Source organism: Paenibacillus sp. 1001270B_150601_E10 (assembly GCF_015558675.1).
Taxonomy (GTDB): domain Bacteria; phylum Bacillota; class Bacilli; order Paenibacillales; family Paenibacillaceae; genus Paenibacillus_B.
In genome coordinates, this window is the sequence record NZ_JADMOL010000003.1 from 16,659 (window position 1) to 40,568 (window position 23,910).

Consider the following 23,910-nt stretch of genomic DNA (forward strand, 5'->3'; position numbering starts at 1 on the left):
TAACTATATTTATCTATTATAATTGTATCCTAAAATAGAAATGAGGAATTTAGATTGAAACGTTACTATTCTTTAGATACTATTAAATTTCTTGCCGTGATTTCTGTAGTAATAATCCATGTTACTGCAGTTATGCTGCGCAAGGATCTTAATACATTCTGGAACTATGATATTTATAGACCTATTTTAAATTTTGCAGTCCCTTTCTTCTTTACTGCATCTGGATTCCTTTTGTATTTCAAAAAGGATAATGAGGGTTATCTTTGGGGGTATCTAGTAAAGTCCATAAAGATATATTTATATGCTACACTGTTTTACATCCTTTTTAACCTTGTATTAGTAACTACAGACAGAGTTTTTTAGGGAAACCTTTTAAAGCTTCTCTCCATAAATTGATTGAATCATGGAACTATGTACGAATTTTCAACGGAGACATTGGACAATATCATCTTTGGTTTATGACTGCATTAATATGTGCTTGTGTTATTATGTGGTGCTTTCAACTTCTTAAACTTAATCCTCAAATAATATTTCTTTTATCAACAGGATTCTATATTTTGAACCTTATTGGTATATCGAAGTTAGATAGCTATTTTGTATACGGAGGGATATCTCAAGCATTATTTTATTTAGCATTAGGGTATTTCATCGCAACAATCAATTGTCAAACGATAAAACTACCTATTATCGGGTTCATTTGCTCAGTTTTGTTACTTTATTTTATAAGTTTTTCTGATTTGAAGCTTTCTGCTGTACCACTAGCCATGATGACCTTTTACTTAATGGTAATATGTGTGAATCACCCCGACATCGGAGTTAATACATTTTTACCTAAATTCGGAACTTATACATTAGCAATTTATATATTACACCTTTTCGTAAGTGATGTTATTATTAGGATTCTTGTTTACTCAGGTTATACTAAATACTTCGAATCCTGGATATACTATCCGTTAGCAATAATATTGAGTGTGCTAATTCCGGTTTTATTAGCGAATACATACAAAAGGTTGATGATTAAAGTAAGTTCGTAGATAAGACTTTACTAGACAATAACAAAAAATAAATGCTAATCAACCTCGAACATTACACCATCATGAGCTAGATAGATCATGGGCTTACTTGAGGAACGCATTAACCTATTAAGTTCAAAGAGAGGTCAATATTTTCCCTTACTTGCAACACAAACACAACCATTTTCACACCAAAAGACAGGTATGAATGTTCATTGTTTGATGTGAAGATTCATACCTGTCTTTTGACATGATTTTTCCAATTTGATAATAGTATCACGTTTACCATTCTACACAGCAAAAAGCAATCATTTCAATATCTTCTTAATTTTCTCTACAGCTCTCATACTCGAATTACCATCATCCAAATAATTGTACTTATTAAAGAAATTCTCATACTTCTTTTGATATGAATGATTGTTGGATTCCAATGTTTCTATCGCTTCTACTAGTTGTCTCTCATTAAGTACAATTGGACCAGGAGCTTCTTCTTTAAAATCAATATAGAAACCACGTAATTCATTTTTATACTTCTCATAATCATACCAATAAAATATCATGGGCTTCTTCAACAAACTGTAATCAAACAATACAGAAGAATAATCAGTAATCATTATGTCAGCAACTAAATATAACATTTGAATATCTTGTTGAGGTTGATATATATAAATAAATTGCTTATGTTTCGGATCAACCAACATATCATCTTGCACAAAATAATGTTGCTTAATTACTAATACATATTCAGATCCTAAGCGTTCTTTCATCTTATCAAGATTAAAATGTAAAGTTAATTTCCATTTTCCTTGTTCATAAAACTCATCGTCTCTCCAAGTAGGGGCATATAAGATAATCTTTTTATCAATTGGAAGAGATAGCTTTAACTTCAATTGCCAAACCGCATCTTCACTATTGCACCTAAGTAGCACATCATTTCGAGGGTAACCGATCTCCCAAATTTCCCCTCCATATGCGAAGGCACTCTTGAATTTATCAGTTGAATAAGCATTTTGAGAAATTAAATAATCCCACTCTTTAGTTTGCTGCGAAAATTTCCTTTGATACGCTAATAAATCAGTATCCCCCCCTATATTCATTATTTCCATGTCCAAAGCTAATTTTTTCAGTGGGGTACCGTGCCAAGTCTGAATAAGTATACTGCCCTCTCTTTTTTTAAATATATCCAATTGCCTTGAGTCTGTTATCGAAACCCCTGCAGTAGCTGCATAATATAAATGCTTGAATCGCATCTTCTGCACTTTCTTACAGTTACCTGGAATATGGGTGCTACTATCTTCTAACACCCATACACAACAGTACTCCAAATCCATACTCTGCCGAATCATTTCTTCATAAATATATTTAGGATTACCAGAATAGCTTCTTCCTACACTACTTTCAAATAAAATTACTTTTTTATTTACTGGTAGTACTACACCAAATATTTTATAAAAAACCGCAAAGAGGGAGGTATATATTTGGTATACTGCTTTTTTCATACATGTGCCTTCCGAAATAAATCCTGTTTAATTTTTGTTGTAGATATACCTAATGTTCGGGGCAAGTACTGAACTTCACAGTACTCCATTAGAAAGTCAAATTCCCCCTTCCAATCATCTCCCATAACAAACACATCAATCTCATGTTTTATGACGTCACTAATTTTTTGTTCCCAATTCTTCTCTTCGATAACCAAATCCACATATCGGATCGATTCTAGGATCAGCTTACGAGTTTCAAAAGAGAAATACGTTTGTTTATTTTTAATATTATTAAAAGCGTCATTCGATAATCCAACAATTAAATAGTCGCCCTTTTCTTTTGCACGTTTTAACAAATTGATATGGCCCTCATGTAAAAGATCAAAGGTTCCATAAGTAAGTATTTTTTTCATGATTCCTCTCTTCCTTATGATCGAAGTAAATTTACCAGAAATTCAGAATATAAAGTAACAAATAGTAGTCAAATGATTATAGTATAATGGAGTTTATATACAATACTAAATAAGTCAAAAATTTAGTTATGATTTTGTTATTTCGATAATTTTTTTTAAGAGTAATTGATTTCCGTCACCAACAAAGTCGTTACAATATTTCCCTTTAATTATTTGATACTCCTGCTTTAAATTAGCATATTGTTCATTTTTAATTTTATCAATCAATAATACGGTATCTTTTGTATAAAAGGACTGCATATCTTCATGCATATCCCAATATACTCCTCTAGCTTTTTCATACTTTTCAAAATCGTTAATATACAAATAAAAAGGGATATCTATAGCCATAGCATCAAATATAACAGATGAATAATCACTAATTATTATATCTGCAATTAATATTAATTCTTGCACATCTGTTAACGTGTCTGGGTAATAAACGTTATTATATCTCCCCCTTGTAACTCCCATAGAATGATCTTTATGGATAATCGCATATCCATCGCCTAAATTTCGGGATAAAAAATTTACGTCCAGTAAATATGATAAATCAGGATTTTTTTGTTTATAGTTATAGTCTCTCCATGTAGGAACGTATAGGATAATCCTTTTATCACCACATATACCTATTTTTTGTTTTATTCTACCTTTTAGCTTTTGATTGTTTCTATTATTTTTAAGCCATTGTACTCTCGGATAACCAAAATTCAGGATTTTTTTATCTTCAACAGCAAACGCAGTTTTGAATTTCTCCTTCGCTTGTCTAGAATCCGATAATATATAGTCCCATCTGCGTATATCTCTCTGTTTTTGACATTTATGATTCCGATTGTACTTAGATATATGTACTTCCGCACTATCAAATAATAGCTTTTTAAATGGAGTCCCATGCCATAACTGAATCCATGTTGTTTCTTCTCTCTTACTTAGATCTAAAGGTATCCAACTTTCTGCAAAAACTATTTTAGTTTTTGCAAAAATCTCATAGAATAAAAGACTACGTGGAGTTATACGATTTTTAGAAGGCACTCTCGGATCTCTTGTCACAAAATATACTTGGTAACCAGATTTTGTACTATTCAAGAACTCATAAAAATACCTTGAGTTACCAATATATTTATAATCAAATCCAATAAATAATATAGTATTATTATCAATTGGTGCCTTATTAAATTGTTTGATTTTCTTCTTTACTTCATATTTTTTTATTTTTTTATATATACTAGTATTCTTAATACTCTTTAGTAATTTCATCAAAACCTTAAAGATTTTGGTCAGCACTTTTTTTTGAGAAGCCCACTCTAGAAATAGTATTGTATTAACCCTCTGCTTTTTAATTAACCCTCTTCTAAATAAGAAGTGATCTAGCGAATTAATGTTACCTTTTAGATCCCCATACTTAATTGACTTGTTATTAAGTAGCTCTATTACTTTGCCTAAGGTTTTTCTCAAGTTTCCCTTTGGTGCTCTAGTTTTTGCATACACAATAGCCTTCCGTATTAAATACTTATAAACGAAATAATAGGAATCCTCTTTTCTGGGATTAAACTGATCCAAAGAATTTTCAATAGCCTGAATAAATGAATTCAGGTGCACATTAGTATCTTTGCTTGTTTTCGTTGTAGAAAATGGATTAACTCGAACCATGTATAATGGATTTGAAATTAAATTAATATAATTAGCGCAATTAGCAACTTTAATATAAAACTCTACATCTTCATATATATACCCTTCTCCATAATAGATACTATTATTAATCAAAAAATTTCTTCGATATAATTTATTTACAGTAAAATATGTTGGCGCTTGTAATAACTCTTCACATTCTTGCCCGACTAATTTTTGTTTAGCCATAAACAAATCATTATTCACGTAGATAAGGCCCTTATCTTCATAATAATACACCCAATCACAAACAACAAAATCAACTTGACCATCATCTGTAGCATCAAACATTTTTTCAAAAGCATGTTCATCTAAAAAATCATCACCATCTAAAAATAGGAGGTATTTCCCTTTTGCTTCTTTAATACCTCGGTTACGCGCAGTTCCTTGCCTCAAATTTTGGGGTTGGTGAAGTAATGTAACAGAATAATCACTATATCTCTGCTTGAAATCCCCAACTATTTCAGTAGTTCTATCCGTCGAGCAATCATCAATAACAATAATCTCTATTGATCCAGAGAAATTTTGATTGACAACAGATATTAATGCTTCTTCAATATATCGTTCCACATTAAATGTCGGAATAATTACGCTTATATCAAACCCCATAATATCTACCACCACTGTCAAAAATATTTGTTAATCATCTCTATCCATTACTGTATAAACCACATACCTCTGTAGTGACTCCTAATCCTCGTACTTCTCCATTCTCCAACCACAAAACTCGATCACATAATTTCTCTACTTGCCCCATTGAATGCGACACAAACAACACCGTTGTCCCACCTTCAATCATTGACATAATCTTATTTTCACTTTTCTCTTTGAATTTGAAGTCACCAACAGAAAGGACCTCATCTAATATGAGAATATCCGGTTTTACTATTGTAGCTATAGAAAAACCCAATCTGGCTTTCATCCCTGATGAATAATTTTTAAGTGGAGTGTGAATAAACTTCCCTATTTCGGAGAAATCAATAATTTCTTCAACATGCTGATCAATAAATTTTCGAGAGTGACCTAACACCAAACCATTCATATAAATATTTTCAAAACCGGTCAGGTCTCCATTAAATCCCGCGCCAAGCTCAATCATTGGAGCAATGGTTCCTCTACGAATAACTTCGCCTTGCGTTGGCTTCAATATCCCAGAAACAATTTTTAATAATGTACTCTTCCCAGCACCATTCCTTCCCACAATTCCAAACACTTCACCCTTATTTATAGTAAAACTGACATCATTCAATGCATAAAAATCCTCATATTGAATTTCTCTGCGCATCTTCTTAATTAAATAGTGTTTCATAGAGTTAATTTTCTCAGTTGCTAAACGATACTTCATTGAGACATTTTTTACTTCTAAAGTTATATTTGAATTACTCATAGGCCCTCTTATATATAAAAGATAAATTTATCTTGCTTCTTATAGAAAACGAAAAAGCCAATCACAAATATGCAGCACGAGTAAAATAATGTAACCCCCATCATGCTTAGTGGAGGTAGCGTACCTTCCATAATCAAGTTCCTGAACATTACCACAACATTAAATATTGGATTCATCTCTACTATAACTCTATACTTGTCGGGAATTATAGATGCTGGGTAAAATATTGGAGTCAGATACATGATTACCGTTAAAATTATGGAATACAGATGCTTCATATCTTTAAAGAAAACATTGATGGTTGCCAGAAGCAGCCCTATTCCAACTGAAGAAATTAATAAACAAATCATTGGGAATATGGCCAATAGATTTAGCCAGTGAAAGGGCATGCCCGTAACCAACATTACTAGCAATAAAGGAACCATAGAAATTAATGTTGTAATAAATGATGAACATATGCGCGATAACGGAAATAAATATTTTGGGACGTATACTTTCTTGATTAGTTGACTATTTGATCCAATTGAATCCATTGCAAAATTGGTTGATTCTGAAAAAAACTGATAAATTAAACGCCCAGTTAGTACGTATACAGGAAAATGTTCTATATGTTTATTAAACAAATTCGAAAAAATAATCGTTAAGACGATCATCATTAATAGGGGATTTAACATGCTCCATAATATCCCAAGAACAGAATTTCTATATTTTAGTTTAATGTCCTTCTTAATTAACTCAAAAAACAAATCTTTATACTTCAAAAAGTTATAGATATGATCTTTCATAAAATGATCTCCCAACTAATTTGGATCTCCGGATAGATTACTCTAAATTCCAGTTCGCTACTTCTGGTTATGCTTAAGTTATTCACAAAAGGAGATAAATGCGCATTGGATCCGGTTAAAAAACGGACAATCGAGAAATTCTAACAATAGGCATTGCATTATTTTCCTTTTAATCGCAACAGATAACACCCTTTGATTTTCCAGTTTCGGTGGATCACAAAAACTAGTGGTAGCGTAGCTACACTTACAGATTTTAATCTCAATTTCTCTTGTTTTTTTGCAAATTCTTAATTCTAGATATTGTTTATCTAATTATGATACATCATAGTAACGCTTTAACAAAATATTATATCATAATTCACCCACATCTAAGCGACATGTTCTTCCAATCTTTATACTAGGCTGCTCTGATCCTAATGCTGCTCGTTTATATTTGGAAACTTATCATCATAAAATATGGTCTAAAAATTCGTTAACTCGCATCTAATTTGGACTTTTTCGCATAAATATCCGTATCTCTTCCTTATACAACATTTCAGTATTACCTACAAATAGATTATCAGACATTGTTTGATATTTTATTTATTGATAGAATAAAAACAATTGACTTTACTAGCAAAGGAGCAAAGAAATTGTCGACTTATGGATATACAAATAATAAAACGGACAAATCCTTTAATGTCCCGCCGATATATTGGCTGCTATTCGGATTAGTCACCTTATTTCTAGTCTGGGCACCCTTTCGAGTTGCATTGTTTAATGGGCAAAACACAAACTTTGAGCAATCAATATACGCAGCTGCCTTGTGGGTAGCGATCATTGGTCTTGTTACCGTCGGAATAACGATTACAAATAAGAAATGGACGAATATAGATCATTTAACCATTATCATATTTTTATTGCCAATAAGCTATGCGATTTCATTAATATCAGCTGCTTCACAATATCTCGCCATAAATATGCTTATCATTACCTTTATGTATGCCATATTCTTTGTTGCTTCGATATATTTGGCACAGCAGAAACAATTTAATCGTCTACTCATAGCGACTATAACTACAATATCATACATTGTTGTATTTTTCGGATTATTTCATTGGTTAGGGAACGGCCCTTTCATTAATTCGCTCGTGAAGTGGCTTGGAGCACCTACACTTGATTCTGGAGCGTACAAAGATGCGGTCATGTCTGACTCCAACGGAGCACGGTTGACTTCAGTATTTCAGTATGCAAATACATATGCAGCCTATTTGATGGCTTTTCTATTTGTAGCCGTCTTTCAAATCGGTCATTCAAAGGCCTTGTGGAGTAAGTTCGTTCATGGCTTTATGCTTGTTCCTATTATATTGTCCATCTTCTTGACATTGTCTCGTGGTGGTCTCGTTCTGCTTCCAGTGGTCTTTGTGTTGTTACTAGTGTTTCTACAGCCACATAAGCAGTTAATGTGGATACTTCATCTTGCCGTTAGTAGTATTATTACATTTGTTATTCTCAATCCTGTAACAGAAGCAGGACTATCGTTGCAGAAAGCATTCAGCGCTTCTCAATCTCTTACTGGATGGGGTTACGTTCTTGTTAGCTCCATTATAGCTGGGGGGATTTCATTCGCATTAGAAAAGTGGGTTTCCCCTGTGCTTGAAAAAGCCACTCAGAGTTTGTCTAACAAGAAGTGGGGAAACTTCTTGATTCCAATCGGTGGTGCACTACTAGGAGGATTATTACTCTTCTTGCTCATCAGTACCAATGTAAAAAATGTATTGCCTGAGAATATTCAAACTCGACTTGAGAACATTAACTTTGAGCAGCACTCTGTTCTTGAGCGGTTCACATTCTATAAAGATGCGATGAAGGTTGTAAAGGATTACCCTGTCATTGGTGCTGGCGGCGGTGCATGGAGTGCCCTTTATGAGCAATATCAAAACAACCCTTATACTTCTCGTCAGGCACACAACTTTTACTTGCAATATCTGATAGAAACCGGAGTGCTTGGTTTTGCTATTTTCGCTGTTATCTTGGTTTATATTTTCAGTAAATATATTCGCAATTATATTAGTGATAATGAAGAGAACAGGAATGACTATTTCGTTTACTTTATCATTGCTGCATCGATATTGATACACAGCATCCTTGACTTCAACATGAGTTATGTTTATTTAGGGATATTAGTATTTATTTGCTTGAGTGGCATGATGACATCCGTCAAAGCTGCTCCGATAAAATCTAAGCTCAAACCTAAAACGATCAGAATTACATTTAGTACGGTGCTGTCAGTCACTTCTTTGGTCGTTTTAATAACAGCTTCAACTTTTATATCATCTGCCAATGCATATAATAAAGCTATAAAAACTGCTGACACAAGCAATAGCTACGAGGAGATCATATCGCCATTAAATAAAGCATTGAGCATTCGAGCTCACCACCCTGAATATGTTTCATTTAAAGCGAATCTTCTGATACAAGTGTATAAGCAGACGCAAGACGAAGCTTTTTACGAGGAAGCTGAGAAGCTGTTAACAGATACTTTAAAGACCGAGCCTACGAATAAAACTCTGTTAATGAGAATGAATGCCTTGTACTCAACTAAAAAGTTAGAGAAAGATATCTTTGAAATATATGATTCCAATAAATATCGTTATCCTTGGGATATTGAGTGGTATGAGCAGTACATGCATATCTCTGTTCTACTGGCATCAGCATCTCTTGATGATCAAGCTGCTAAGTCAAAATATTTAGATGTAGTTATATCATCCATTAATCACATTAACAAAGGAATTGAACATTTGAAGACACTCCCTGAAGGCCAGCTTCAAGGACGTAAATTTGAGATTACTCCTAAGGTTGCGTTACATTCAGGACAAGCCTACTACATGATGGGACAAACACAACAGGCTTATGACATAATGAAGGCACATCTTCAGAAGGATCTTAATGATGCAACTAATGCCGAATTAATGACATGGTATCTTGCAGCAAGCTCGAAGCTTAAGTTGGAGGATAAAGCTAACTTGAGCAAATTGCTTCAGGTTAATCCAGATGCAAATGCTAGTATTGATAGCATTCTTTCAATGAAAGTAGATTAAAATTTTTCAATTTCTATTTGATTTCATCATCAGTATAAACTAATAAACCGGCCCAATAGTCACGGGCCGGTTTTCTTATTCAAGCAGCTTTTCCCTTTTCAGTTGCTCCTCCATATATCTCAACAACGACTCCCTCAATTCAGGCCGCTGAAGCGCATAATGAATCGTCGTTTCAATGAATCCGAGCTTCTCACCTACGTCGTGGCGATTGCCTTCAAAATGATAAGCCAGAATCTGCTCTTCTTGTCCTAGGCTTGCGATTGCATCCGTGAGCTGAATTTCTCCGTTAACCCCAACGTCTTGGTGCTCTAACAGTTCGAAGATACGAGGTGTAAGAATATATCTCCCCATAATCGCCCAGTTAGAGGGAGCCGATCCGACAGCTGGCTTCTCAACGAGTCCATCAGTTCGCATGACACGCTCTGTTAACTGTTCTCCAGTTACAATACCGTAACGGTATACTTCTTCCCACGGGACAGGTTGAACGCCAACAACGGACGAATGATATTCGTTAAACACTTCAATCATTTGCTGCAGACAGGGTTTGTCCGCTTCTACAATGTCATCTCCCAGCAATACTGCAAAAGGTTCGTTACCAATAAACTTGCGTGCACACCAGATTGCGTGTCCAAGGCCTCTTGGTTCCTTTTGTCTGATATAATGAATATCAGCTAAATTGGAGGATTTCTGAACCTCTTCCAGCAGCCCTAGCTTCTCCTTCTCGACTAGCAATGACTCCAGTTCAAAAGCATTATCGAAATGATCCTCGATCGCCCGCTTTCCTTTACCAGTCACAATAATAATATCTTCTATGCCAGAGGCTACCGCTTCTTCTATGATGTATTGAATGGTTGGTTTGTCCACGATCGGCAGCATTTCTTTAGGCATCGCCTTCGTAGCAGGCAAGAATCGAGTACCTAAGCCGGCTGCAGGTATAATCGCCTTCCTTACTTTCAAATGTCGCACCTCCACCATGCTGTTACACTTCTGCAATATTAGCCCATTATACTATCGATTCATGTTCCATGATATAACAATAGGCAATATGGAGGATTATAACAACACATACATTTAATCTATCTAAATCATCCTATGAAAAAGCTATATATTGATTGGAGAGTATATAAAATTCACTTTCCAATATCAACGGCATCATTAATAAAAGACGCTTCCATCCCACCCTGAATGGTGACATTAGAAGCGCCTTGCTACTTTATAAATCTATTCTATATGCAATATGCATCTAGTCTTAAGCTTCCCGCTTACTTCACCAACTGCCCGCGTGTTACCCCAAGCTGGTTCGTCGCCTTCAACTGACGCCATACCTGCGTACCACTAATCTCGCCACGGAGGGCGCGTGCGTATAGATCGATGACCTCGTGCACCTGTTCCGATGTTTCCTCTAAGAACTCAACGCGGTAGGAACCAACACCAAGATCCAGGAAGTGTTTCAGATACTCTGCCCCAGACTGCTCAATCGCATTGTACACCGTGTTGCGGCAGCCTTCATCCACACGTACAGGGTGAGACATGCCGATACGGTCACGCAAGGAGACGCGATGCTCTTCGCAAGGACGACCACAGTTCGTATAATTCGTACCTTCGCTTAAGAACGTGCAGTATACGCAGTGCTCCGTATGGAACATCGGCAAATGCTGATGGATGACGATCTCAAGCTTCGAGGTATCCGCATAGCCGAGCATATCCACCATCTGTTGGATGTTCAGGTCATAGGAAGGCGTGATGCTTTCCAATCCCGCTTCAAGGAACAACTCCACCGTCTTATGATTGGCCACGTTAAGCGAGAAGTCACCAATCAAACGAGGGAATGTATCTGGCTCATCATAAGTCCCCGATACAGATGCAGGTCCTTCATGCTCCTGCTCTCTCCAAGCGCCGATGCTAGTCATCGCAATATCTGCAATATGATGTGAATGATCCTGAGACCCTGTCCCTTTATCAGAAGCTTCTATCCTGCTAGAATCACCATTGTCTGCACTTGGGATTGTTGTTGAACCTTTAGCATTTCCAGCTTCCACAGTAGAAGTAGAATCATCTAACTCTGCCACCGCTCTTAAACCTTGCCCGCTAGCCTCACCTGGATCAGCACCAATGCCCATTGCCGTACGCTTCTGCTCCCACTCCGCCTTCGCCTGGAGATAGAAATTAAGAGCTCCTGTATTGCGCACAAGCACCGCATCAGGCTGCAGCTTCAGAATGTTGCGATGGTAGCCATTTTCCAGCGGCATATGAATACGCGGCGTGACCAGCGCCACAGGTTTGCCTGCTTCGCGGCAAACGGCAATCGCCTCTGGGAACTGCTTGATAAACTCAAAGTCCACGTAGATCATCGCAACCGGCGTCTTAACCGCTGCCTTCACCTGCTCAAGCGAGCGGCACAGGGCGGTTAACTGGCCACCGCCATAAGGAATGGCCTTATGGTCCGTATAAGCATCGGCAAATGGGTCTGCCTCGCGCTTCGTATATACCGGCGGCTTCGGACGCTCGCCAGCCAATTGCTCAACCGCCTGACGGCGAATCGCGTTCAATTCACGCATCGGGACAATGAGGTCGCCTTCAAGGGATATGTCCAGCTTCTCCAACTGATACACGGTTCCACCAAGACGGCCAAATTGCTCTTCCAGCAGCGCCTCATCCATCGGGCGCTTCTTCGCTTCTTCCAGCAGCAGCTCGGAGTCCACCTGGACCACAGTACCTTTTTGCACATCGGTCCACCATGTGCGAAGCGGCTCGCCTACGCGTCCTTCTGCCTTCACATGAACCGGGAATACACGATAGGGCTTCTCCGTCTCAAAAGTAGCTCGCATGCGCTTATCCAGCGCAGGATCGCTCGTCTTCCAAATGCGGTCGCCCACCTTCACGCGACGAAGGTTAACGTCATTGCGCCCAGGAATGATGTCTACGATCCATCCCTCCTGCGCTTCGCCTTCCAGCTTCACGCCCTTGCGGCGCAGGTCGTAGATGCGTCCGCCTTCTTCCTTCTGCGTCGGATCGCCCGCATCAAAGCCGATGCCGTCGCCACGCTTCAGCGGAGCTTCAATTTTACACACGACTCCATCGCGCAGTACCTGCTCTACACGTCCCACATACACGCCGCGGCTCTTCGGAAATGTCCCATCAACGAGCTGCTTATTGTTCGTGCCCTTCAAGAAGCCATGCGTGAAGCCGCGGGAGAAGCTTTGCTCCAGCTCCCGTACCTCTTCTTTGGACGGTCCCGCCCATTGGCCATCGAAATAATCGTCAATCGCCTTGCGGTATTTGCTTACCACGTTCGCTACATACTCAGGCTGCTTCATCCGTCCCTCAATCTTAAAGGAGGTCACGCCAGCTTCAATCAGCTCCGGCACAATATCAATCGCCGCCAGATCCTTTGGCGACAGCAAATACGTCACATCGCCCATTGGCTTATGCTCCCCATCGACCATCATGTCGTACGGGAGTCGGCACGCCTGAGCGCACTCGCCGCGGTTCGCAGAGCGTCCGCCCCACATCTCGGACGTCAGACATTGACCCGAGTAGGACACGCAGATCGCCCCATGGACAAAGACCTCCATCGGCACCTTTGCCTGCTCACCGATCTTTTGGATCTGCTTTAGATTATTTTCGCGGCCAAGTACAACCCGCTCCATATCGAACGGCTTCGTGAATTCCACCGCTTCCGGCGACGTAATTGTCATCTGTGTCGAGCCGTGAATCGGGAAGTCCGGCGAAATCTCGCGAATCATTTTCACAAGACCCAGATCCTGCACAATAACGGCATCCACACCCGCATCCATGCACGTCTCAATTAATTCCTTCGCATCGCGAAGCTCATCTTCAAATACGAGAATGTTAAAGGTCAAAAAGCCCTTCACTCCATAGCTATGAAGAAAGGACATGATTTCCGGCAGCTCATCCATGCGGAAGTTATTCGCTCTTGCACGAGCGTTGAATTTCTCTACTCCAAAAAAGATTGCATCTGCGCCATTCGCAACAGCTGCTCGCATGCAATCCCAATCTCCAGCAGGGGCCAGCAGTTCTATATCTTCACGACGTATCGTTGTCATCTTCATCCTCCGTTATCTCTTGCATGAGACCCTTGGTTCCTCTTAAGTTGCGTATTCAAAAGGTCGACTTTTTGAACAGCCTCTTAAAAGCTCTAACTATATATTTTACCCGATTTTATAGGCTGCATCCACTGATGCTATGAAATTCCTCACCATGCAGACTTCCCCTCCTTAGCTTCTACCTTCGTATTCTCCCATACTGTTCCAAAGACAATGGATGATTCCGGTCACAAAGGGTCAACCCTGTCTTCATTCAACATAAGTTGGAATAGCAAGTATACATAAAGGCAACTGATACTTGCTGCTGCAAACTCTTCCCACTATTCGCTTCTCTATCACATCTCTCATGCCTATTATGCCCTTTAGATCGCAAAAGCAAGAGCACGCTATTCAACCATAAAAAAGCCTCCACCACAGCCGCTCTACTAGAACAGCCGCATATAGAGGCTTACTACATGATATACCCTAATTCACGTACCGTATCTAAAGCAGAATGCTAGAATTCCTCTTCCTTAACCCAGCTTCAAGGTCACTGTACGCTTCTTCCCATTGCTGCCGACACCAAGCTTCACACGCTCCCCCTGAAGCTTGCCTTTCAATGCTTCACGCACATCCGAAAGCTGGCCTACCGCTTTCCCATCTATGGAATACAGGGCATCTCCTTTGCGTATCCCTGCAAGCTCTGCCGACTTCGAACTCACTGCGGTTACCTTGAGCGGCTCATTAGAGGGGAGCGCCATCGAAGTCCCCCAGCTTTGCTCCAGCTCAATGCCAATAACACCTCTGCGAACCTCGCCATAATGAATGAGATCGGATACAGCCCACCGAACCGTATCTATTGGAATCGCAAACCCAACATTATCTACTTCTTCTCCGTAATATTTCAGTGTATTAATCCCAATCACTTCGCCCTTCACATTCACAAGCGGACCTCCGCTATTGCCTGGGTTAATCGATGCATCCGTTTGGAGCAGCTTATAGCCGCCATCTAGGGAACGATCTACGCCGCTAATGATGCCTCGGCTGACGGAATTGCGAAGCGCGATCGATAGCGGTGTTCCAAAGGCGAGCACCTCTTCACCCACTTCGGGTTTCACTGCGCTTGCTGCATAGGAGGCAGGCTTTAGCCCTTTTGCATTTATTTTTACTACGGCGATATCAATCGCTTCATCGTAGAAAAACTTTGTCACATGATACTTCTTACCATCTTGCGTGACGACAAGCGGCTTCTTCAAACGCTCCATCACATGCCCATTCGTGATGATCCAGCCATCCTCTCGGTAGACCACTCCACTGCCATAGGAGATCGATTCTTCCGGGGAATAGCCCTCTGCTAATGCATCCATATCTTGTCCAACAATCGTGACAACGGAAGGATTAACCTTCTGTACAACCTTCGTCAATGCGGTCGAGGACAGTGTCCTAACTTTGGACTTTGCCGATGTATTGCCGCTTACAACTGCTTTATTTGCTGCAGCCTCCGCCACCGGCCCTTGGACACATATGCCTAGGAGCATCATAATCGCCAAACTTCTCAGTACGTGCACTTTCCATTTCCCAGGCTTGCGTTTTGCTTTTAATAAAATGTTCAACTGTCATCCCCCGTTCTCGATTCTCACCATGGACTCTACTCTTTCTATTAACCTAGCATATGTTCAGCCAATCCTATTTATGACATACGATTATAGCATCATCTATGAGCCTTTATGTAAAACTAAAGCCTATTAAATCTCTCAACCCTAGTTGTAAGCCCTATAGCCTATTGGATTGAGCAGAATCCCGTGTCCATATTTATCTATCTACTGGCATTATAACGCGCGATCTCCCAAAAAATAGTTACCTTTCTGTCATTCCTGTGTCCTGTCATCATGCAGGTCAGCAAAATAAAAAAGACTCTCTGATACAAGATCAAAGAGTCATATCCTCTAAATCTAAAAAGGCAACACTTATGTCTATTCTATGTATGCAAACATCAACGAAGTCCCTCTAAGCTGTTTTACCAACCACTAATCATGATGGCATCCATGGCAAGAAATACAAGCAAGCTTACTACTGCAAAGCCTAGTGCAAACAGGTTGCGAGGACGCTGCTTCACTTGACGAAAAACGGCCCAAATTAAAATAACCGTAAACACGATCATAAATGGATCGAACCACGTAAAATTACTAGTGCTTTCCGCTGCCGCTTCTGCTAAAAACATGGTGGACCTCCCTTACACGCGCATTTTATCTACCTGCATCTATGTTATATTTATCCAGCTTTCGTTGCAAGGAAAATGTTTCCGAATCGTCACGTTTGTCACGGAATGTTCACGATTTATAAACAATTGCTTCATTATATATGATGGGATTCGCTGCATGGTTGTCCGACCAACAAGTAATCATTCATAAGCAGATCTTCATTTACCTATTAGAAAATGTAATACGATTATGCTGAACCAATCATTTACGCCAAAATGGAAATATGTTACTATGTTCAAAAAGATAATTCTTAGTTGTTTAATCGGAATTATAGAACGTGACCATGGGAGGCTACGAGGATGGCTTACGAACCGATCTGGATGAACAATAGCGAGAAGCTGAACAAGTTTGAGTTTGTAAAAATGAAGAAGGATGGACTAGATGTTATTCGGGACATTATTGAAACGTATTCGAAAACAGGCTATGACTCCATTCCGGAGGATGACAAGACGCTCTTCAAATGGGCTGGTGTCTACGAGCAGAAGCCAAAGGACGGCTACTTTATGATGCGAATTCGCATCAATTCCGGGATTCTGAATGTCGCGCAGGCACGCGCGCTTGGCGACATTGCGAAGCTGTATGGACGCGATCTGATGGATGTTACGACCCGTCAGGCTATCCAGTATCACTGGCTCAAGGTTGAGGACTTCCCTGATATCTTCAAGCGCCTTGAAGAGGTAGGACTCTACTCGTATGAGGCTTGCGGCGACTGCCCTCGGACTATTGTGGGAAACCCGCTTGCCGGTATTGATCCCGATGAGCTGATGGATACCACTGCGCTTGTCGATGAGGTGAATGACTTCTTCCTGATGAACCGCGACTTCTCCAACCTCCCTCGGAAATATAAAATGTCCATCTCGTCAAACAAATACAATAATGCAAATGCCGAGATCAACGATCTGGCCTTAACGCCAGCAGTGAAGACCATCGATGGGCAAGAAGTTATCGGCTTCCATGCGCATGTAGGCGGCGGATTATCGGCAAAGCCATTTCTCGCTCGCAAACTTGACGCCTTTATTCGACCAGCAGAGGTATTGAAGCTGGCCGCTGCCGTGACAACGATCTTCCGGGACAATGGTTATCGGGAGAAGCGTCATCAGGCCCGCCTAAAGTTCCTGATCAATGACTGGGGCGTAGAAAAATTCCAAGAGAAGCTCGAGGAGCTCATTGGACCGTTGGAGCGAGCTGGCGAAGATCGCACAGAGGGCTGGCAAGCCGCATACTTTGACGGGGTTCATCCTCAGGCTCAAGAAGGCTTGAACTACATCGGTCTAAACATTCCAGTTGGCCGTTTAAACGCTGATGAATGGCTGCAGCTTGCAGACATTGCGGAGAAATACGGTGACGGTCGACTACGTACGACGATGTCGCAGAACATTTTGCTTAGCGGCATCCCTAATGACAAGGTGGATGAAGTGCTGGAGGAGCCGGTGCTGGAGCGTTTGACTCCGTTTCCTAAGCACTTTATGAGCCGTACCGTGTCCTGCACAGGCAATGAGTTCTGCAACTTGGCCATCGTGGAAACGAAGGAGCGTGCAAGACGAGTCGCACAGTACTTGGATGAGCATGTGCAGTTGGATGAAAAGATCCGCATTCACTTCATTGGTTGCCCGAACGCTTGCGGGCAGAAGCATATCGCCGATATCGGTTTGCAGGGAGCTTTGGTTAAGACCCCTAATGGCATGATTGATGCATTTGATATTGCTGTAGGCGGTGTACTTGGTCCTAATGCTCGCTTCAATACCACCTTAAAGGGTCGCGTAAAAGGCGACGACGTCCCCCTTGTCCTGGAGCAGATTATTTTGTTCTATAAGGAAAATCGCATCGAAGACGAATCGTTCCACGATTACTTCCTGCGTGTTGGAGCAGAAGCTTTTCAGGCCAAACTAACGGAAATTCTAGCTTCTCCACTGCTTGTATCTTAGTCTGTATGCTTCGCAATAAATAAAAAAGCCGTCGACATCACCATAAGGCACTGTCTCTGGCTTGTGAGATCATAATCCATTCATTCTTCAAAAAGGATTCTACCTACCAAGAGGCATGAGAATCGACATTAGAAGAAGATTGATTGTAGCGTTCACAAGTGGAGATCCACTGCCTAACATATGGTGGCTTGACGGCTTTTCGTTTTGTTGTGCTATTTATGTTTCGCTTTACTTGATGCTCTTCCTTTTTGCTTGTTTGATGCTCAATTTTTCTTTTATTGATTTCAGTAGATAAGTACGAGTACATTTCATCTTTCGGATTCATGCCGTTTCCACTATGGTGTGGCCTCGTTAAATATAGAATCTACTATGCTTCAATTCGCAGCTCTTTGTAGGAACGAATCATCACATCGGCAGATTCTGGCGCTGTCTCGAAGCGGCCTTCCTCATCAATAAAGATCTGCAATGCACAGCCAGCGCTGCGCCCCATTTCCATATCGCCTACGGAATCCCCGATTACGACCGTCTCGTGCGGCTCTAGTCCAATCTCTTGGCAAGCAAGGGCTACCATATCCGGATATGGCTTGCCATGCTCAACACAATCATCGCCTACGACACTTTCAAAATAATGACGCAATCCCATCTTCACTAAATGCTGCTCAGATGGACGCTTGTCATCCGCTGTCACAACAGCCAGCTTCAGTCCTTGTGCGTGGCATTGCTCTAGAAACTCCGCTACGCCTGATACCGGCAGAATATTGGCCTTTTCCAGCACCATTTCATTCGCACGTTCAAATACCTCTGTTGCACGGCGTGAAGCATCATTCCACGGTAAACCTGCACGGTATAAATAATAGGCCGCGATTCCAATCATTTGCGCCGGTGAACCCATTGCAAGCGGACCGAATCGATCATGCGCCGTAACCTTGCGCTGTTCATCTAAACATACACCTAGCAAATATCCCGGCCCTTCTGGAAGCTCAGCCCCTTCGAGTCTTAGCTCCTGCTCCAATTCATCCAGGACCATCTCAGCCCATTTCCCCCATAAGCTAATGAACTGCAGCAGCGTTCCATCCTTGTCAAACAAAATACCGCGAATCGGTACTTGCTTCTCTCCTACGACTATTTGTGTCATGACAACCATCCTTTATGCCCATTTTCGAATGTCTTCTTCTCCAACAGCTTCTACATGAGCCTAAGATCTTCCTGCTAGTCCCAAGAGGTTTGCATCGAATTATGTTTGATCTTGCAGAAATGGACTCATTTCTTCATGTGCCTCCGAGTTACTCGCTAAACCACGACACTCTTCCTTCCCTTATTCGCACAGCAGCCGCTCTCCTTTTCCCCTCAAGGAAGCCGCAAAAAAAGCCAGCCCCTAAAAGGGGACTGACCTAAGTCTTTCTTGCACATGCAGCGTATATCGAATGCCTTCCATCTCATTGTGAGTGATACAAAACGGCTTGTTGCTTAATCCCTTAAGACTGTGCAGCAACCTTCACTTGCTGCTCCGTACGCGCACGATCACGCTCAAGGATTGGCTTCAGGTATTTTCCTGTATAAGAGCCTTCCACTTTCACAACCTGCTCAGGCGTACCCTGTGCCACAATCATGCCGCCGCCGTTTCCGCCTTCTGGACCAAGGTCCAAAATATAATCGGCAGTCTTGATTACATCCAGATTATGCTCGATCACGAGCACGCTCTCGCCTGAATCCACTAAGCGATGAAGCACTTCGAGCAGGCGATCAATATCGGCCACATGAAGGCCTGTTGTCGGCTCATCCAAAATGTACAGCGTCTTCCCTGTGCTGCGGCGATACAGCTCAGCTGCAAGTTTTACGCGTTGGGCCTCACCACCTGATAGCGTTGTAGCCGGCTGTCCGAGCTTCATATAGCCAAGACCCACATCAAAGAGGGTTTGAATCTTGCGTTGAATGCGCGGCACGTTTTGGAAGAATTCCAGCGCGTCCTCAATCGTCATTTCTAGCACATCGGCAATATTCTTCCCTTTGTACTTCACTTCCAGCGTCTCGCGATTGTAGCGTTTGCCCTTGCATACCTCGCATGGCACGTATACGTCAGGCAGGAAGTGCATCTCAATCTTGATAATACCGTCGCCGCGGCACGCTTCACAGCGGCCACCCTTGACGTTGAAGCTGAAGCGGCCCTTCTTGTAGCCGCGAATCTTCGCTTCATTCGTGGTCGAGAACAGATCGCGAATATCGTCAAAGACGCCGGTATAGGTAGCTGGGTTGGAGCGCGGTGTCCGACCGATCGGAGACTGGTCAATATCGATAACCTTATCGACATGCTCCAGCCCCTTCATCTCGCGGTATGCACCAGGACGCACCTTCGCTCTGTTCAAATCACGCGCAAGCGACTTATACAGGATCTCGTTGACGAGAGTCGATTTACCGGAGCCTGACACTCCCGTTACCGCTGTGAATACTCCAAGCGGGAACTTCGCATTAATGTTGCGAAGATTATTTTCCTTGGCTCCACGAATCTCCAGCCAACGGCCATCCCCTTTGCGGCGCTCCAGTGGAATCGGAATAAATTTGCGGCCGCTCAAGTATTGGCCTGTTATGGAATTCTCGTCTTCCATGACTTCCTTCGGAGAGCCTTGCGAGATAACCATGCCGCCATGAATGCCCGCGCCAGGACCAATATCAATGATATGGTCTGCGGCGAGCATCGTATCTTCGTCGTGCTCAACGACGATGAGCGTATTGCCAAGATCGCGCATATGCTCCAGCGTTTGAATCAGTCGGTCATTATCCCGTTGATGAAGACCGATACTTGGCTCGTCCAGAATATACAGGACGCCCATTAAGCTGGAGCCAATCTGTGTCGCAAGGCGAATGCGTTGAGCCTCACCGCCCGATAAAGTTCCCGCTGCGCGGCTCATCGTCAAGTAGTTCAAGCCTACGTTCACCAAGAACCCAAGGCGAGAATTAATTTCTTTCAAGATCAGATGAGCGATCATCATATCCTTGGCGGACAAATCCAAGTTCGCGAAGAACTCCTGCGCATCGCCGATGGACAAGCTCGTGACATAGGCCATATTTTGTTCGCCTACTGTAACAGCAAGGCTTTCCTTGCGAAGGCGATCGCCCTTGCAGGTTCCACAAGGCTTTGCACTCATAAAGCCTTCGATGAACTCACGAATGCCTTCGGATGCCGTTTCACGATAGCGGCGCTCCAAATTATGCACGATGCCTTCAAACGCCACCATGGCTTCTTTTTTATGTCCAAAGTCGTTCTCATATTTAAAGCGAACTTTCTCACCGCCTGTGCCATACATCAGCTTATTCATCTGATCCGGCTCAAACTGAGAGACTGGAATATCAGTCGGTATGCCGTAGTGGTCGCAAACCGCTTGCAAGAACTGCGGATAATAGTTGGACGTGCTGCCCGCCCAAGCTTCAAAGGCACCCTCGTCAATCGATTTCTCCTTGTTAGGAACGAGAAGCTCAGGATCAACAATCATCTTTTGTCCAAGTCCATCACAATCCGGACAGGCACCAAACGGGCTGTTGAAGGAGAACATGCGCGGAGACAGCTCATCAATGCTGAATCCGCATATTGGACAAGCCAGATTCGAACTGAATACCAGCTCTTCCTGATCAATAATGTCCACAATAAGCTTGCCATCGGACAGATTAAGCGCAGTCTCGATCGAATCCGCTAAGCGAGATTCTACGCCTTCCTTCACAACGATGCGGTCGACGACCACTTCGATATTATGCTTCTTGTTCTTCTCCAGCTCAATCGTTTCAGACACTTCACGAAGCTCGCCATCCACGCGAACCCGAACAAACCCTTGCTTTTGAATATCGGCAAAGACGGTCTTATGCTCCCCCTTACGACCCGATATTACAGGCGCAAGCAGTTGAAGCTTGGTACGCTCGGGGTACTCCATAATACGGTCTACCATCTGTTCAACCGTTTGCGATGTAATCTCTACCCCATGCTCAGGACAGTGTGGATGTCCAATACGGGCAAACAACAATCGCAAGTAATCATAGATCTCCGTTACCGTTCCTACCGTTGACCGCGGGTTGCGGCTTGTTGTCTTCTGATCGATAGAGATGGCAGGCGACAATCCATCAATGGAATCAACATCCGGCTTCTCCATCTGCCCAAGGAACTGACGGGCATAGGCTGACAAGGATTCCACATATCTGCGTTGTCCTTCCGCATAGATCGTATCAAACGCCAAGGAGGATTTCCCTGAGCCGCTAAGACCGGTCAACACGACAAATTTGTCCCGAGGAATGGTCACATCAATATTTTTAAGATTATGGGCTCTCGCGCCCTTGATCACAATATGCTCACTAGCCAATGGAATGACCCTCCTGCACTATGGTTCACGCGAACCGAGTATAAACTAAACGACAATTCTCCATTCTTCATTCTGCCTATCCAATACACCTAATCTATCCTAAACCTATACAAGCGGAATAAGAGCAGGATGAAACGCCGCATGATTCAAGGGCCAGAGAGAAAGCCGTGCTCCTCACCTGAATCACTAGATCCCTAAGCCTCCTAGCTACTTATTCAACTTATATAGGTTGCATCTATCCTATCTTCTGATGTCTCGGTTTGATTAATCCATTGCCTTCAGCTCAAGCAAGGCATCACGCAGCTCTGCCGCACGCTCGAATTGGAGGCTCTTCGCCGCTTCCTTCATTTCCTCTTCCAAACGCTGAATCACAGACTGGCGCTCCTTCTTCGACATCTTCTCCATGCCCGACTCTGCCATGGATCCCGACTTTGAGTCCACGGACTTCGTCGCTTCGATCACCTCTTGAATCTTCTTGCGAATCGTCTGAGGCGTTATGCCATGTGCTTCATTATAAGCCGTCTGAATCTGACGACGGCGTGCCGTTTCCTTCAAGGCTTTATTCATGGAATCTGTAATCGAATCACCGTACATAATAACGTGACCTTCCGCATTACGGGCAGCCCGGCCAATTGTCTGAATCAAGGAACGCTCGCCGCGCAAGAAGCCTTCCTTATCCGCATCCAGAATAGCAACCAACGATACCTCTGGAAGGTCTAGACCTTCCCGCAGCAGGTTGATCCCGATCAATACATCAAACACACCCAGCCGCAGATCACGAAGGATCATCATGCGCTCCAATGTCTTGATGTCCGAATGCAGATATCGAACCTTAATGCCGATATCCTTCAAATAGTCGGTCAAATCCTCAGCCATCTTCTTCGTAAGGGTCGTAACGAGAACACGCTCATCTCGATCAAGACGCGTGCGGATCTCGCCCAGCAAGTCATCAATCTGCCCTTTCGTAGGGCGAACCTCTACAACAGGATCCAATAGACCTGTCGGCCGGATGATCTGCTCAACCATCTCCGGCGTATGCTCGAGCTCATAAGGACCTGGCGTAGCCGATACAAAGATCGCTTGATTGACCTTCGACTCAAATTCTTCGAATTGGAGTGGACGGTTATCCAGCGCAGATGGCAAACGGAATCCATGCTCCACAAGCACAGTCTTCCGCGCTCTGTCTCCGTTGTACATCCCGCGAATCTGCGGCAGTGTAACGTGAGATTCATCCACCACGATCAAGAAATCATCGGGGAAATAGTCGAGAAGCGTATAAGGCGTTGCTCCACGCTCGCGGAAGGTGAGCGGTCCTGAGTAGTTCTCGATGCCCGAGCAGAATCCTATCTCGCTCATCATCTCGATATCATATCGAGTTCGTTGTTCCAAGCGCTGCGCTTCAAGCAGCTTGTTGTCTTCCTTTAGCTCTGCCAGACGCTCTTCCAATTCGCGTTCTATATCAACAAGGG

16 protein-coding genes are annotated in these 23,910 nt (G+C 42.3%); 4 read left to right on the forward strand and 12 right to left on the reverse strand.

Annotated elements, in window-relative coordinates; all coding sequences use genetic code 11:
• Positions 1 to 54 precede the first annotated feature (54 nt).
• Together I2H74_RS25260 and I2H74_RS25265 are read left to right on the forward strand one after the other, a co-directional pair.
• The gene (locus tag I2H74_RS25260) at positions 55 to 363 is read left to right on the forward strand and encodes an acyltransferase family protein (protein ID WP_195573520.1); all 309 of its coding nucleotides are present in this window, start codon (positions 55 to 57) and stop codon (positions 361 to 363) included.
• 29 nt (positions 364 to 392) lie between these two features.
• Positions 393 to 1,034, forward strand: coding sequence for an acyltransferase family protein (locus tag I2H74_RS25265; protein WP_420707430.1), 642 nt, complete (start codon positions 393 to 395; stop codon positions 1,032 to 1,034).
• A 287-nt stretch (positions 1,035 to 1,321) separates the two neighbouring features.
• Here I2H74_RS25265 and I2H74_RS08845 read toward each other — a convergent pair whose 3' ends face one another.
• The 5 genes from I2H74_RS08845 to I2H74_RS08865 form a co-directional block, all read right to left on the reverse strand.
• On the reverse strand, positions 1,322 to 2,512 hold the full coding sequence (locus I2H74_RS08845; RefSeq protein ID WP_195573522.1) for a CDP-glycerol glycerophosphotransferase family protein: 1,191 nt from the start codon (positions 2,510 to 2,512) through the stop codon (positions 1,322 to 1,324).
• Entirely contained in the window at positions 2,509 to 2,907 is a 399-nt protein-coding gene (gene tagD, locus I2H74_RS08850) for a glycerol-3-phosphate cytidylyltransferase (RefSeq protein ID WP_195573524.1), read from the reverse strand. Before tagD ends, I2H74_RS08845 begins: the two co-directional genes overlap by 4 nt.
• A gap of 126 nt (positions 2,908 to 3,033) precedes the next feature.
• A complete protein-coding gene (locus tag I2H74_RS08855) occupies positions 3,034 to 5,223 on the reverse strand; it encodes a bifunctional glycosyltransferase/CDP-glycerol:glycerophosphate glycerophosphotransferase (protein WP_229106523.1) in 2,190 nt (729 codons plus the stop codon).
• Positions 5,224 to 5,263: 40 nt separating this feature from the next.
• Entirely contained in the window at positions 5,264 to 6,001 is a 738-nt protein-coding gene (locus I2H74_RS08860; RefSeq protein ID WP_195573529.1) for an ABC transporter ATP-binding protein, read from the reverse strand.
• An 8-nt stretch (positions 6,002 to 6,009) separates the two neighbouring features.
• A complete protein-coding gene (locus tag I2H74_RS08865; RefSeq protein ID WP_195573531.1) occupies positions 6,010 to 6,786 on the reverse strand; it encodes an ABC transporter permease in 777 nt (258 codons plus the stop codon).
• Between the two features lie 632 nt (positions 6,787 to 7,418).
• Here I2H74_RS08865 and I2H74_RS08870 point away from each other — a divergent pair.
• Positions 7,419 to 9,866: an O-antigen ligase family protein gene (locus I2H74_RS08870; RefSeq protein WP_229106524.1), complete on the forward strand. Its 2,448-nt coding sequence runs from the start codon at positions 7,419 to 7,421 to the stop codon at positions 9,864 to 9,866.
• 75 nt (positions 9,867 to 9,941) lie between these two features.
• On the opposite strand, the gene galU is transcribed toward I2H74_RS08870, so the two are convergent.
• From galU to I2H74_RS08895, 4 genes are all read right to left on the reverse strand, one after another.
• Positions 9,942 to 10,823, reverse strand: coding sequence for a UTP--glucose-1-phosphate uridylyltransferase GalU (gene galU / locus I2H74_RS08875; protein WP_229106525.1), 882 nt, complete (start codon positions 10,821 to 10,823; stop codon positions 9,942 to 9,944).
• 305 nt (positions 10,824 to 11,128) lie between these two features.
• Positions 11,129 to 13,939, reverse strand: a complete 2,811-nt coding sequence (locus tag I2H74_RS08885; protein ID WP_420707431.1) for a DUF3656 domain-containing U32 family peptidase — start codon at positions 13,937 to 13,939, stop codon at positions 11,129 to 11,131.
• 506 nt (positions 13,940 to 14,445) lie between these two features.
• Positions 14,446 to 15,525 carry a S1C family serine protease gene (locus I2H74_RS08890; protein ID WP_195573535.1) on the reverse strand — a complete coding sequence of 360 codons (1,080 nt, stop codon included), beginning with the start codon at positions 15,523 to 15,525 and terminating at the stop codon, positions 14,446 to 14,448.
• Between the two features lie 404 nt (positions 15,526 to 15,929).
• Positions 15,930 to 16,133, reverse strand: coding sequence for a DUF2759 family protein (locus I2H74_RS08895; protein WP_195573537.1), 204 nt, complete (start codon positions 16,131 to 16,133; stop codon positions 15,930 to 15,932).
• A 339-nt stretch (positions 16,134 to 16,472) separates the two neighbouring features.
• On the opposite strand from I2H74_RS08895, the gene I2H74_RS08900 reads away from it, so the two are divergent.
• Entirely contained in the window at positions 16,473 to 18,098 is a 1,626-nt protein-coding gene (locus tag I2H74_RS08900; RefSeq protein ID WP_195573539.1) for a nitrite/sulfite reductase, read from the forward strand.
• A gap of 367 nt (positions 18,099 to 18,465) precedes the next feature.
• On the opposite strand, the gene I2H74_RS08905 is transcribed toward I2H74_RS08900, so the two are convergent.
• The 3 genes from I2H74_RS08905 to I2H74_RS24560 all read right to left on the reverse strand — a co-directional run.
• On the reverse strand, positions 18,466 to 19,233 hold the full coding sequence (locus I2H74_RS08905; protein ID WP_195573541.1) for an HAD family hydrolase: 768 nt from the start codon (positions 19,231 to 19,233) through the stop codon (positions 18,466 to 18,468).
• Positions 19,234 to 19,573: 340 nt separating this feature from the next.
• Positions 19,574 to 22,441, reverse strand: coding sequence for an excinuclease ABC subunit UvrA (uvrA, locus tag I2H74_RS08910; protein ID WP_195573543.1), 2,868 nt, complete (start codon positions 22,439 to 22,441; stop codon positions 19,574 to 19,576).
• A 264-nt stretch (positions 22,442 to 22,705) separates the two neighbouring features.
• Positions 22,706 to 23,910: helicase-related protein (locus I2H74_RS24560; protein WP_229106527.1), on the reverse strand; the 1,205-nt coding region annotated here is incomplete at its 5' end.